The organism is Sphingomonas faeni (assembly GCF_030817315.1).
GTDB lineage: Bacteria > Pseudomonadota > Alphaproteobacteria > Sphingomonadales > Sphingomonadaceae > Sphingomonas > Sphingomonas faeni_C.
The window spans coordinates 1,577,529-1,590,466 of sequence record NZ_JAUSZF010000001.1 but is presented as its reverse complement, the minus strand read 5'-3'; the positions used below and the strand labels follow the sequence as shown (position 1 = coordinate 1,590,466).

Here is a 12,938-nt window from a genome sequence, read left to right as displayed (position 1 = left end):
AAGCGCGCGCCCGCGTCATGCCCTCCTCCGACCTCTCCCGCGAGCGGGAGGGGAGGTTCTTGTGGCGCTGTTGCTCTGTATTGCGCCAGCCGTCGCCCAGCCGGTCACGCCACCAGCCCATTATGCCAACGTCCAACTTGCCGACCCTGCCAAGGAAGCTTCGGCTCGCGCGCTGATGGAAACCTTGCGCTGCCTCGTCTGCCAAGGCCAGTCGATCGCCGACAGCGATGCGGACATGGCGGCAGACATGCGTGCACTCGTCCGCGAGCGGATCGAGCGGGGGGAGACACCGGCGTCGATCCGCGACTGGCTGATCGCGCGCTATGGTGATTACGTGACCTACGACCCGCCTCTATCTGGGCTGACTTGGCCGCTGTGGCTCGCGCCGATCCTGCTACTCGTGATCGGCGGCTGGATCGCGCGGTCGAGCTTTCGGCGGAGGGTGCGCTGATGGGATATGTATGGCTCGGCGTGATCGGGGCGGTGGCGTTCGCGCTGCTTGCGGTGCTGAAGGTGAACCGCGTTCTGTGGACGATGGTTGCGGCCGCGCTGATGCTCGGTGCGGCGGGATATGCGTGGCAGGGGCAGCCGGGGCTTGCCGGTGATGCGGTATCGACCGGACTGGTACCGACGCCGGACGATGACGCGATGCTCGAACTGCGCGACCAGATGCTCGAACGGTATACGGGTGCGGCGGCGTATCTGGTCGCAGCGGACGCAATGACGCGGATCGGTGACCGGCGTGCGGCGGTGCAGGTTTTGCTCGGCGGGATCCGAATCGCGCCGAAGAGTCTGGTGCTGTGGACAGGGCTTGCCAATGCACTGGCAGCGCATGACGGCAATCAGGTTTCGCCGCCGGCCCTGTTTGCTTTCCAACAAGCGAGTCGGTTGGCGCCGAAGCATCCGGCACCACCGTTCTTCCTGGGGCTGGCGTATGTGCGGGCGGGAGAGTTCGCGACGGCTCGGCCGTATTGGGCGAAGGCGTTGGCGCTGACGCCGGCTGACATTTCGTACCGCGGTGAGATTGCCACGCGGCTCGCTTTGCTGGATCGCTTTCTGGCTATGCAGGATACGTCGAACGCAGGCCAAAAATAATTCCGCCACCCTGGGCCAAACCCAGGATGACGGGTTAACGGGCTTACTGCCCGCGGCCGGTCTTAGACTGCAGTTCGTCTATCTTCTTCGACGCATCCGCTTTGGTCAGCGTCTCGTCGAATTCCTCGTGCGCTTCTTCGGACAGCGTCTTCAGGTAGCTCGCCTGTGCACCGGTCATCTTCTCATCGCCGGTGGTCCAGTCGTCTGGATCCTTCTCGGCGTTCGAGAACGGTTCGGACTTGGGGTTTGGGGTGTCGGACATTGGAAATTCCTTTCTCCTGTCCAACACCCATGTTCCGTATCCGTTCCCTGTCAGCCGGCCCAAGCTTCGTACGGTAAACCTAGATCATCGGCGACCGCCTTGTACGCGATCTTGCCCTTGTAGACGTTGAGCCCGTTGGCGAGGTGCGGATCGGCCTTCATCGCGGCCTCGGCACCCAGGTTGGCGAGCTTCAGTGCGAACGGAAGCGTGGCATTGTTAAGCGCGAACGCGGAAGTCCGCGCGACCGCGCCCGGCATGTTGGCGACGCAGTAATGGATCACGCCATCGACCTCGAACACCGGATCCTCGTGCGTGGTGGCATGGCTCGTTTCGAAGCATCCGCCCTGATCGATCGCGATGTCGACCAGCACCGAACCACGCTTCATCGTCTTCAGCATCTCGCGCGTGACGAGCTTGGGTGCAGCGGCACCTGGGACCAGCACCGCGCCGATCACAAGGTGGGCGTTCTTCACCGCCGCCGCGATCGCCGCCTTCGACGCGTACGCCGTCTTGATCTGGCTGGAGAAGAACATGTCGAGTTCGGCTAGCCGATCGTTCGAGATGTCGTAGATCGTCACGTCGGCGCGCATGCCGACCGCCATCTGCGCGGCGTTGACGCCCGAGACGCCGCCGCCGAGGATCGCGACCTTGGCTGGGGCAACGCCGGGAACGCCGCCGAGCAGGACGCCACGTCCGCCCTGCTCCTTCTCGAGATAATGAGCGCCGACCTGCACGGACATGCGGCCCGCGACCTCGGACATCGGCTTCAGCAACGGCAGCCCGCGGCGATTGTCGGTGACGGTCTCGTAGGCGATGCAGGTCGCGCCGGACTTCATCAGTCCCTCGGCCTGCGGCTTGTCGGCGGCAAGGTGGAGGTAGGTGAACAGCAGGTGGCGCGGTTCGAGCATCGCGATTTCGCCTGGCTGCGGCTCCTTGACCTTCACGATCATGTCGGCGCCGGCGAACACCGCGGCGGCGGTCGGCAGGATCGTCGCGCCCGCGTCGAAATAGTCCTGGTCCTCGAAATCGATGCCGGAGCCGGCCTGCGTCTCGACGACGACCTCGTGACCGGCCGCGACCAGTTCGGCGACCGACGGCGGGGTCAGGCCGACGCGATATTCGTGGTTCTTGATTTCCTTGGGGACACCGACGCGCATTGATTCCACTCCATTATCGTTTGCGCGATAGTAGCGCGCCTTGGACGGGAAGGGTTCGCAAACTCGTTTCGATACGATAGCGCGTTTGCAAGATACGTGCATCCATCGCTGTCAAAACGAGAAAATCTTGAGCGTTACGATCGAACGCAGGATTCTAGACCTGCTCGCTGCCAATTCCGACCTGACCAGCGCCGAACTCGGCGACGCGGTTGGCCTGTCAGCAAGTGCCGCGCATCGACGGGTCGCTCAACTGCGGGAGAGCGGCGCGATCACCGGCTACCGCGCCGTCTTGTCCCGCGCGGCACGCGGGGACCCGAGCATCGTCCTCGTCAACGTTACGCTCCGGGATCAGCGGAAGGAGACGATGGCGGCGTTCGAGACGGAGATCGTCGACTGCCCGCAGGTCGTGCAATGTTTCCTGATGAGCGGCGAGGCGGATTACATGCTCCATGTCGAGATTCGCGACGGCGAGACGTTCGAGCGCATCCACCGCGAGACGTTATCGCAATTGCCGGGCGTGACGCGGCTCGCCTCGCATTTCGTGATCCGCGAGGTCGTCACCCGTTAGCGTTTTACTGCGGATGCAGGAATTCAGGGCCAACAACGGTAGCGCCCGTTACCCTGGGCTCCTGCGTTCGCAGGAGAACGGCAGGGCCCGACCAATCCCGGTTAATCCATGCTAGTCGCCTCGCCGTTGCCGCCCTCTACCCCTCATGCTAAATGCCGCGATTGGGGCACAGGGTGAAATCGGAAATTCGATGATGATTGCTGCACTTCCGGGTCGATTCACCGTCCAGTGAGCGTCGATCAGACCGCCGCGGCTTCGACCGTGCCACCCGCCAATCTCGATCTCGAGACGGGGCATCACCATTCCGACGGCATGCTGAAGCTCGCCTTCGGGGCGATCGGCATCGTCTTCGGCGATATCGGCACCAGCCCGCTCTACGCCTTCCGCGAAACCTTCGCCGGCCACCACAAGCTAGCGCTCGACGCGGCGCACATCATGGGTGTCATCAGCCTGATGTTCTGGTCGATGATGATCGTCGTGACGGTCAAATACGTCATCATCATCATGCGCGCCGACAACAAGGGCGAGGGCGGTAGCCTCGCCTTGCTCGCGCTCGTCTCGGGCAAGACCAAAACAAAGCGCTGGAGCAAGGGCATCATCCTGCTCGGCGTGTTCGCGACCGCTTTGTTCTACGGCGACAGCATGATCACGCCCGCGGTCTCGGTGCTGTCCGCGGTCGAGGGCCTGGCCGTCGCCGCACCCGCCTTCGCCGGCTTGGTGCTGCCGATCGTGATCGTCATCCTGATCGCGCTATTCTGGGTGCAGAAGAGCGGCACCGCGCGGATCGGCCTCGTCTTCGGCCCGATCATGCTGGTGTATTTCAGCGTCATCGCGGTGCTCGGTATCCTCAGCATCGTCCAGACCCCCGGCGTGCTCTGGGCGCTATCGCCGCATTACGCGGTCGAGTTCTTCATCATCGATCCGGAGCGTGCGTTCCTGGCGCTCGGCTCGGTCGTGCTCGCGGTCACCGGTGCCGAGGCGCTGTATGCTGACATGGGGCATTTCGGGCGCAAGCCGATCGGCCTGTCCTGGCTGTTCTTCGTGCTTCCCGCGCTGATCCTAAACTATATGGGGCAGGGCGCACTGCTGTTCCGTGATGGCCAGGCCGCGCTGGTCAGCCCATTCTACAACCTTGCCCCCGAAAGCCTCCAGCTTCCGCTCGTTATCCTCGCGACGATGGCCGCGGTGATTGCATCGCAGGCAGTCATCTCTGGTGCGTTCTCGGTGACGCAGCAGGCGATCCAGCTCGGCTTTATCCCGCGCCTGCGGATCGAGCACACAAGCGCCTCGACCGCCGGCCAGATCTACATCCCGCTCGTCAACGGGGCGCTGATGGTGATGGTGATCCTGCTGGTACTGTTCTTCCGCACCTCGTCGAACCTGACGAGCGCGTACGGAATCGCGGTGACCGGCGCGATGTTCATCGACACTTGCCTGCTCGGCGTCGTGCTGTTCCGCCTCTGGAACTGGCCGAAGATCGCGGCGATCCCGTTGCTGGCGATCTTCTTCACCGTCGATGGCGCCTATTTCGCGGCGAACTTGACCAAGGTTCCAGCGGGCGGCTGGTTCCCGCTGCTGGTCGGCTTCATCATCTTCACCTTCCTTACGACCTGGTCGAAGGGGCGGCAGTTGATGATCGACCGGATGCGCGAGGCCGCGATGCCGATAAAAGTCTTTATTGGGTCGGCCGCCAGTTCCGCCTCGCGGGTGCCGGGGACCGCCGTGTTCATGACCTCGACCGCGGACGGTGTGCCGCACGCGCTGCTCCACAACCTCAAGCATAACAAGGTGCTGCACGAGCGCGTTATCCTGCTGACCGTGAAGATCGTCGGCCAGCCTTACTGGCCTGCTCACGATCGTGCGGTACGCGAGGAACTGGGCGACGGCTTCCACCGGCTTATCCTGCGCTACGGCTTCATGGAAGACGCGGACGTACCCGCAGCACTACGGCAGGTTCATACTTGCGGTGCGGACTTCAAGATGATGGACACCAGCTTCTTCCTGTCGCGCCAGACGCTGCTCGCCTCGGACAATCCGGGCATGATGCTGTGGCGAGAAAAGCTGTTCGCGTGGATGCTGCGCAACGCTGAAAGCGCGATGGAGTTCTTTCGCCTGCCGACCAACCGCGTCGTCGAACTCGGCAGCCAGATCGAGATTTGAACGTGACCGATACGGGACCCGCCCCCATCATCGTTACCGCCCTGTTCGGACGGCGAGACACGGCGTTCTTTGATGCCATGCGCCGCGAGCATTTTCGGCCCGAGCGCAATCAACTCGACGCGCATCTTACGCTGTTCCATCATCTGCCCCCCTCGGGACTGGACGAACTCAAGCACCGACTCAACCAGGAAACGCGTGGCATCCGTGCCCCGCAGGCGCGGATCGGCGGACTGATGTCGCTCGGCCGCGGTGTCGCCTACCGGATCGAGTCCCCCGAGCTCGTCGGCATCCGCGCGCGGCTCGCAGATGCGTTCACCGGCATGCTCACCCCGCAGGACGCCGGCGGTTGGCGACCGCACGTCACGATCCAGAACAAGGTCAGCCCGCAAGTTGCCAAGCTTTTGCTCGGCAATTTGCAACGCGATTTTGTCCCGAAGGACGTCGAAATCGCCGGTCTAGGCGCGTGGTGGTACCGCGGCGGACCGTGGGAAGCGATTTCCCGGCACATGTTCGCTTGACCGCCTCGAAACCGCTTCCTATAGGCCGCGCCTCGCAGGGAAGAACGCTTCCCTGACGGACGGTACGGCGAAGTAGCTCAGTTGGTTAGAGCACGGGAATCATAATCCTGGGGTCGGGGGTTCAAGTCCCTCCTTCGCTACCATTTCGGACTTAGCGTGATGCGTCGTCCGCCCGCTATCCGCAGACAGACGCAACCGATCACCGAGTGCGGGAAACTCGTCTTCGCAATAGGAAAATGCCGTTCTATTGCCCTGGGTTAACGGTCAGCCGTCGCGTCGCGTATTCGGTGCCCGCGTGGGCCTGACCTTACGGGAGACACGAATATGCGTGAGAAACGCCCTGATGGGATCGCCGATTACACGGGTCCGGCCGGCGGATGGGGAGCGCTCAAAGCGGTCGCCGTTTCGCTGAAGGCGCAACAGATCGTCGTGCGCGGTGGCCAGACGTTGCTCAAGTCGAACCAGCCCGACGGCTTCGATTGCCCCAGCTGTGCCTGGCCCGACCCGAAACATACCTCCTCCTTCGAATTCTGTGAGAATGGGGCCAAGGCCGTTGCCTGGGAATCTACCGCCAAGACGATCGGCGCTGATTTCTTCGCCGCGCATAGCGTGTCCGACATCTGGAAGCAGAGCGATCACTGGATCGAGGATCAGGGCCGCGTTACCGAGCCGCTCCGCTACAACGCCGCGACCGATCACTATGAGGTCGTGAGTTGGGACGAGGCAATGCGCGAGATTGGCGCTGGCCTCGCCGCCGTGCCGGATCCAAACCAGTCGGAGTTCTACACCTCGGGGCGCTGCTCGAACGAAGCTGCCTTCCTGTTCCAGCTCTTCGTCCGGCTGTACGGCACCAATAACTTTCCCGATTGCTCGAACATGTGCCACGAGGCGACTTCGGTCGGGCTGCCCAAGTCGATCGGCATCGGCAAGGGCACGGTCAGCCTCGAGGATTTCGATCACGCCGACCTGATCCTGTCGATCGGCCACAATCCCGGCACCAACCATCCGCGGATGATGGCGACCTTGCGCGAAGTGTCGAAGCGCGGCGGCAAGATCATCGTCTTCAACCCGCTCAAGGAACGCTCGCTCGAACGCTTCGAATCGCCGCAGTCCGTCGTCGAGATGGCGACGATGTCGGCCACCCCGATCGCCAGCAGCTATTACCAGGTGAAGGTCGGCGGCGACGCGGCGGCGCTGAAGGGCATCGCCAAGGCGCTGGTCGCACTCGACGAGGCGGCCAAGGTATCGGGCGGCGAACGCGCGCTCGATCACGCGTTCATCGCCGAGCATACCGCCGGGCTTGACGATTATATCGCGGACCTCGCGACCACCGAATGGGCGGAGATCGAACGCTCCAGCGGGCTTTCGCGTAGTGATCTTGAAGAGGTCGCGTTCGCCTATTCGAAGTCGAAGGCAGCTATCTGCTGCTACGGCATGGGCGTCACCCAGCATCGCACCGGCACCACCAACGTCCAGCAGATCGCCAACCTGCTTCTTCTCCGTGGCAACATGGGCCGCCCCGGCGCGGGCATCTGTCCGCTTCGTGGCCACAGCAACGTCCAGGGCGACCGCACCGTCGGCATCACCGAGCGGCCAATGCCGATGCTGCTCGACAACATGCGCGACGTATTCGGCTTCGAGCCACCGCGCGAGCACGGCCATTCGGTGGTCGAGAGCATCGCCGCGATGCGCGACGGCAAGGCCAAGGCGATCGTCTGCCTCGGTGGCAATCTCGCAATCGCCTCGTCCGATCCGCAGGCCTGCGCGGAGGGCTTCCGCAACCTCGATCTCGCGGTCCACATCACCACAAAGCTTAACCGCACGCAGTTGCTGATGGCGAAGGCGACCTACGTGTTGCCGTGCCTGGGGCGGACCGAACTCGACATGCAGGCGACCGGCCAGCAGTCGGTAACGGTCGAGGATTCGATGTCGATGGTCCACGCCTCGCGCGGCTTCCTCATGCCACCGGGCGAGAACGTGAAGTCGGAAATCTGGATCGTCGGCGAGATCGCCAAGGCCACCTTTGCTGCCAAGGGCCGCGCGCCGATCGCAATCGACTGGGATGCCTATGTCGGCGACTACAGCCTGATCCGCGACAAGATCGAAGCGGTGTTCCCCGCGTTTGCCGATTACAACGCACGCATCCGCAAGCCGGGTGGTTTCCACCTCCCGAACTCGGCGGCGATGCGCGAGTGGAAGACGGACAGCGGCAAGGCGAACTTCATCGTCGCCAAGGGCGTCGAGGAGGACGAGACCGTTGGCGATCCGACCGTCCTGCGACTGACGACATTGCGTGCGCACGACCAGTACAACACGACTGTCTACAGCCTCGACGATCGCTATCGCGGCGTGTTCGGACGCCGCGACATTCTGTTCATGAACGAGCGGGACATGGCACGGCTTGGGCATAAGGAGGGCGACGTCGTCGATATCGCCACCGCGCTTCAGTTCGCGCGGCCCGATCGCGTCGTGCAGAAGCTGATGCTGGTTCGCTATGCGCTGCCCGACGGGTGCGTCGCATCCTATTACCCCGAGACGCAGCCGTTGATCGCGCTCGAGGATCACGATCCGCAAAGCTTCACGCCCTCGTATAAATCCATTCCGGTGACCGTCCGTCCCGCGGCGGCCGACATGGGTTCGGATCGTGGCGTGGTGCGCGCGGGGATCGTCGGCCAGAAAAGCAAAATTGACGCATGAGCACCGGTTACACGTCGACGATCGACACCTACGCTACCCTTGCCGCAACCAAGGCGGAGGCGCTTCGGCGCTCTCCGGCAGGGTTTTTCGCCGGCGCGATCCTCGCGGGTACATATATCGGCATCGCGATGATCCTCGCGCTCAGCACCGGGTCGGGGCTCGAACCGGGCGTGCGCCCGCTGGTAATGGGCGCGACCTTCGGACTCGGGTTGATCCTGACCGTGTTCGCGGGCGCCGAGCTGTTCACCGGCTATGTGATGTATCTCGGCTTCGGTCTCGCAAAGCGGACGATCACCGTCGCGGAGGCCGTAAAGCTGACCGCCGTCGTCTGGATCGGTAATCTGATCGGTGGACTAATCCTGTCGGCAGTGTTCGCGGCTGGCGGCGGCGGCGCCGTGTTCGCCAACGCGGACACGATGTTCCATGCCTATGTCCAGCACAAGGTCGAGGCGAGTGCGGTCGCATTGCTTGCACGTGCGGTCCTTTGCAACTGGCTGGTGTGCCTGGCAATCTGGACCGCTGCCCGCATGACGGGTGACGCTGCGAAGTGTATCGCAATGGCATGGATCCTACTCGCCTTCGTCGCGGCCGGGTTCGAGCATTCGGTTGCCAACATGACCGCATTGACGCTCGGACTGATGGTGCCGAACCCTTCGATCGACATCACCGGGATGGTCCGCAATCTTGCGATCGTCAGCGTCGGCAACATTATCGGCGGGTTGGTATTCGTCGTCGGCGGTTACCTAGCCGCTGCAAAGACCGACGCGGTTCTCGCCGCGAAGTAAGCTACTCTTCGCCTGGCCGCACTGCGTGCGGCTAGGCGAAGAGGTCCCACGGATCGTTGACCACCAGGATCGCATCGCTGCGGGCGAGCGCGAGCAGTGTCAAACCGTGCGCGCGCGAGTGCTCGATCGCCAGGCTCGTCGGTGCGGAGATGCCCATCAGCATCGGCGCGCCGGCAATCAAAGCCTTGTCGACCATCTCGAAACTGATCCGCGAGGTGACGAGGATGAACCCGTCGATCGCATGGCGCTTTATCGCCACGCCACCAACCAGCTTGTCGAGCGCATTGTGGCGACCGACGTCCTCATAGGCAGCGATGATCCGGCCTTCGCGGTCGCACGCAGCCGCCGCATGAATGGCGCCCGTAGCGGCGTTGAGAGGCTGATGCGTGCGCAGCCCACCCAGTGCGGCAAAAAGCGCGCTTACGGACGTGTCAGGCTTTGGCGGCGTGTGCGGGACGGGTTTGCGTAACTGTTCGAGCCCGGAAATTCCGCACAGCCCGCAACTCGTGTCGCTGGTCCGATGACGGACACGGTCGTGAATGCGCCCCTTGCACCGCTCGGACAGGCCGACGCGGACGATCCAGCCCGCCTCGGCCTCGAACACGTCGATGTCGCGCACGTCCTCGGCGCTGTCGGCCAGCCGCTCGGTCAGCAGGAACCCGGTCGTGAACTCGGTGAGATCGGCGGGTGTCATCATCATCACCGCATAGCCGAGCCCATCGATCTCGATCGCGACGGGCACCTCGACTGCGATCGTTCGGTCTCCCGTGGTGACCGAATCAGGGCGAAGGATCTTGATCGGCAGCGTGCGGGAGGTCGTCATAGGGCGGCGATGTCTTCCGGCGTATTAATGTTGAGGATCGGCGCGGGCGCAGCGATCGGCACGGCGCCGATCGCCGCCGCCCAACCGCGAACCGAGCGGCGTGGCGATGTCGCGATATGCTCAAGCAAAGCCTCTATCGACGCGGTATTCCAATGGCCGAGCACCGGCGCATCCGGGCAATAGGCGGGCGCTCCCCGTGCGAGCGCCGCCAGCAAACCATCGGGCAGCACCGGCATGTCGCATGCGATCGTCAGGACCGACGTGAAACCCCGTTCGCCGGCATAGGACAGCGCTCCGGCGATCCCGCCCAAAGGGCCGAGATCGGGGCCGGGGAGGTCGGCGATCGGGCCGTCTCTGCCAACGATGACCGCCGTATCGACGTACGGCACCAGCAAATCTCGCGCATGCTCGGAAAGCGTACGCCCTCGAAACATCGCCCGTGCCTTGTCCGAACCGAACCGGGACGATCGCCCACCAGCCAATACGACGCCAAGGATATTCGTGTCGGTCAGCGCGTCTTCTCAATCCGTACCGGCACCGATTTCGCCGCCGGCACATGGCTTTCGCGGGCATGGTGCGCGACCGGCATGAGCAGGTTGCTCTCGGGGTAATAGGCACCGACGCAGCCCTCTGGGATTGAATATTCGACCACGCGCAGCTTGTTGAGACGGCGATCCGAATTGCCGCCCGCATCGCCGACCAGGTCGACGTCGTCGCCGTCGGTGATCCCCATCCGGATCATGTCGCTGCGGTTCATGAAGACGATGTCACGCGTGCCCTTCACGCCGCGGAAGCGGTCGTGATAGCCGTAGACGGTCGTGTTGAACTGATCGTTCGATCGCAGCGTCATCAATCGGAAGCGGCCCTCCGCCTCCTCGAACCCGGTGACGTTGAGGGATTGCGGCACGTTGATCTCCGCCTTGCCGCTCTCGGTCTTCCACTCGCGGTGCGCGGCGGGCACACCCTTCCAGAAGCCACCGGGCGTGAACATCTTCGCGTTATAGTCCTTGAACAGTTCGGGATACGTCACCTCGATCGCATCGCGAACGCGCGCATAATCCCGCACCCATGCGTCCCAGTCGAGTTTCGGATTGGGCGCGAGCGTCGCCTTGGCGATCCCCGCGACGATCGCTGGCTCGGACAGCAGCGTCTCGGCGGCCGGCGTCGCTTTGCCCTTCGATCCGTAGATTTGGCTGAACGAATCCTCGATCGAGACGCTCTGCGGCCCGGTGCCCTGCATATCCGTCTCAATTCGGCCGAGGCAGGGGAGCAGATACGACGTCTCGCCGGGCAACAGGTGCGAACGGTTGAGCTTGGTCGCGATATGGACCGTCAAGTCGAGGCCGCGCCATTTCGGCTCCATCCGCGCGTGATCCGGGATCGCGCGGACGAAATTGCCGCCGAGGCCGATGAATGCTTGCGCGCTGCCGTCGAGCACCGCCTCACACGCTTCGATCGTGTCCCAGCCCTTCTCGCGTGGCGGCTCGAACCCGTATTGCTCGGCGAGTTTGTCGAGCGGCGCGAGTTCGGGCTTCTCCGTGATCCCGACGGTACGCTGGCCCTGAACGTTCGAGTGACCGCGGACCGGGCCCATGCCCGCGCCGGGCTTGCCGATGTTGCCACGCAGCAGCATGAGGTTGACGACCATGTGGACGTTGTCGATCCCACCGACATGCTGGGTCAGGCCCATGCCGTACACTGCGATCACTGCCTTCGACTTGGCATAGACCTTCGCCGCCGCCTCGATCTCGGTGCGGGCTAGGCCGCTCTCATGCTCGATCGTCGCCCAGTCGGTCGCGCGCGCGACTTCGGCGAATGCCTCGAAGCCGGTCGTATGCTCGGCGAGAAACGCATGGTCGAGCACGGGGAGACCGTTGATCCGCTTGGCGTTGTCATCCGCCTCGATCAGATATTTGCACATCCCCATGATCGCGCCGACGTCGCCGCCGGTCTTCACTTGGTGATATTGCGAGGCGATCGGCGTCGACTTGCCCGTCACCATCTCGATCGGGTTCTGCGGATCCTGGAATTTCTCCAGCCCGCGCTCCTTGAGCGGATTGAACACGACGATCTCGACCCCGCGCTTCGCACAATCGCGCAAGGGGTGCAGGAACCGCGGGCTGTTCACGCCCGGATTCTGCCCGAAGTAGAAGATCGCGTCGCATTTCTCGTAGTCGGAGAGATGGATGGTGCCGACCGCCGAGCCGATCGCGGACTTTAGCCCGACCGAGGTCGTCTCGTGGCACATGTTCGAGCTGTCGGGCAGGTTGTGGCTGCCGTACATCCGCGCGAGCAGGCTATACATGTATGACGTTTCGAGACTGGCGCGACCCGAGGCATAGAAAATGACCTTGGTCGGGTCGTAGGTCTTCAGCTTGGCACCGATTCCCGCGAAAGCCTCGTCCCAGCTGCACGCGGTGTATTTGTCGGTGGTCGGATCGTATTTCAGTGGATGCGTCAGGCGCCCGGCCTGTTCGAGATCGTAATCCTTCCAGCTCAGCAGTTCGCTAACGGTATGCTGCTCGAAGAATGCGGGGGTGACACGGAACGAGGTCAGTTCCCACGCGGTCGCCTTCGCTCCGTTCTCGCAAAACTCCGCGACATGCGGGTGCGCGGGCTTGCCCCACGCGCAACTCACGCAGGCAAAGCCATCTGGCTTGTTCTGCCGCGTGAGTTCGCGGATCACTTCCGGCCCGACCTTTTCGCGGACGGAAATTTCCACAAGCGACTTCATCGAGCCCCAGCCGCCTGCTGGTGCCGTGTAGTCCTCGATCTCTACGGTCCGGTCGTCGCTCATGCTCATCTCCGCTTTTATAGCCCCAACGAAGCGGCAAAGCTTTCGATGCAGGCGCGACAGATTTACCGGCGGTTCA

The 12,938-nt window shown here is 63.4% G+C and carries 12 protein-coding genes and 1 tRNA gene; 8 read left to right on the top strand and 5 right to left on the bottom strand.

The window, feature by feature from the left end; translation table 11 throughout:
* Window positions 1-61: 61 nt before the first annotated feature.
* Together QFZ54_RS07350 and QFZ54_RS07345 are read left to right on the top strand one after the other, a co-directional pair.
* Window positions 62-451, top strand: a complete 390-nt coding sequence (locus QFZ54_RS07350; protein ID WP_373458468.1) for a cytochrome c-type biogenesis protein — start codon at window positions 62-64, stop codon at window positions 449-451.
* A complete protein-coding gene (locus QFZ54_RS07345; RefSeq protein WP_307085857.1) occupies window positions 451-1,095 on the top strand; it encodes a tetratricopeptide repeat protein in 645 nt (214 codons plus the stop codon). The genes QFZ54_RS07350 and QFZ54_RS07345 overlap by 1 nt, the downstream gene beginning before the upstream one ends.
* Window positions 1,096-1,138: 43 nt before the next feature.
* On the opposite strand, the gene QFZ54_RS07340 is transcribed toward QFZ54_RS07345, so the two are convergent.
* Together QFZ54_RS07340 and ald are read right to left on the bottom strand one after the other, a co-directional pair.
* Window positions 1,139-1,357 carry a DUF3072 domain-containing protein gene (locus QFZ54_RS07340; RefSeq protein ID WP_056058060.1) on the bottom strand — a complete coding sequence of 73 codons (219 nt, stop codon included), beginning with the start codon at window positions 1,355-1,357 and terminating at the stop codon, window positions 1,139-1,141.
* 50 nt (window positions 1,358-1,407) lie between these two features.
* Window positions 1,408-2,514 (bottom strand): alanine dehydrogenase, encoded by a 1,107-nt coding sequence (gene ald, locus QFZ54_RS07335; protein ID WP_307085850.1) that lies wholly within the window; start codon window positions 2,512-2,514, stop codon window positions 1,408-1,410.
* A gap of 127 nt (window positions 2,515-2,641) precedes the next feature.
* On the opposite strand from ald, the gene QFZ54_RS07330 reads away from it, so the two are divergent.
* From QFZ54_RS07330 to QFZ54_RS07305, 6 genes are all read left to right on the top strand, one after another.
* Entirely contained in the window at window positions 2,642-3,082 is a 441-nt protein-coding gene (locus QFZ54_RS07330; protein ID WP_307085848.1) for an Lrp/AsnC family transcriptional regulator, read from the top strand.
* 261 nt (window positions 3,083-3,343) lie between these two features.
* Window positions 3,344-5,242 carry a potassium transporter Kup gene (locus tag QFZ54_RS07325; protein WP_373458585.1) on the top strand — a complete coding sequence of 633 codons (1,899 nt, stop codon included), beginning with the start codon at window positions 3,344-3,346 and terminating at the stop codon, window positions 5,240-5,242.
* Window positions 5,243-5,244: 2 nt separating this feature from the next.
* A complete protein-coding gene (locus QFZ54_RS07320) occupies window positions 5,245-5,760 on the top strand; it encodes a 2'-5' RNA ligase family protein (RefSeq protein WP_307085846.1) in 516 nt (171 codons plus the stop codon).
* A 66-nt stretch (window positions 5,761-5,826) separates the two neighbouring features.
* Window positions 5,827-5,903 (top strand) — tRNA-Met (locus tag QFZ54_RS07315).
* A gap of 181 nt (window positions 5,904-6,084) precedes the next feature.
* On the top strand, window positions 6,085-8,457 hold the full coding sequence (locus QFZ54_RS07310) for an FdhF/YdeP family oxidoreductase (RefSeq protein WP_307085845.1): 2,373 nt from the start codon (window positions 6,085-6,087) through the stop codon (window positions 8,455-8,457).
* Window positions 8,454-9,242, top strand: a complete 789-nt coding sequence (locus QFZ54_RS07305) for a formate/nitrite transporter family protein (RefSeq protein WP_307085843.1) — start codon at window positions 8,454-8,456, stop codon at window positions 9,240-9,242. The genes QFZ54_RS07310 and QFZ54_RS07305 overlap by 4 nt, the downstream gene beginning before the upstream one ends.
* 31 nt (window positions 9,243-9,273) lie before the next feature.
* On the opposite strand, the gene fdhD is transcribed toward QFZ54_RS07305, so the two are convergent.
* Genes fdhD through QFZ54_RS07290 form a run of 3 tightly spaced genes read right to left on the bottom strand, consistent with a single transcriptional unit; the run spans window position 9,274 to window position 12,862 of the window.
* Complete coding sequence (fdhD, locus tag QFZ54_RS07300) at window positions 9,274-10,065, bottom strand: formate dehydrogenase accessory sulfurtransferase FdhD (RefSeq protein ID WP_307085841.1); 792 nt, start codon at window positions 10,063-10,065, stop codon at window positions 9,274-9,276.
* Window positions 10,062-10,547: a molybdenum cofactor guanylyltransferase gene (gene mobA / locus QFZ54_RS07295; RefSeq protein WP_307085838.1), complete on the bottom strand. Its 486-nt coding sequence runs from the start codon at window positions 10,545-10,547 to the stop codon at window positions 10,062-10,064. Before mobA ends, fdhD begins: the two co-directional genes overlap by 4 nt.
* A 26-nt stretch (window positions 10,548-10,573) precedes the next feature.
* The gene (locus QFZ54_RS07290) at window positions 10,574-12,862 is read right to left on the bottom strand and encodes an FdhF/YdeP family oxidoreductase (RefSeq protein WP_307085835.1); all 2,289 of its coding nucleotides are present in this window, start codon (window positions 12,860-12,862) and stop codon (window positions 10,574-10,576) included.
* Window positions 12,863-12,938: the final 76 nt, after the last annotated feature.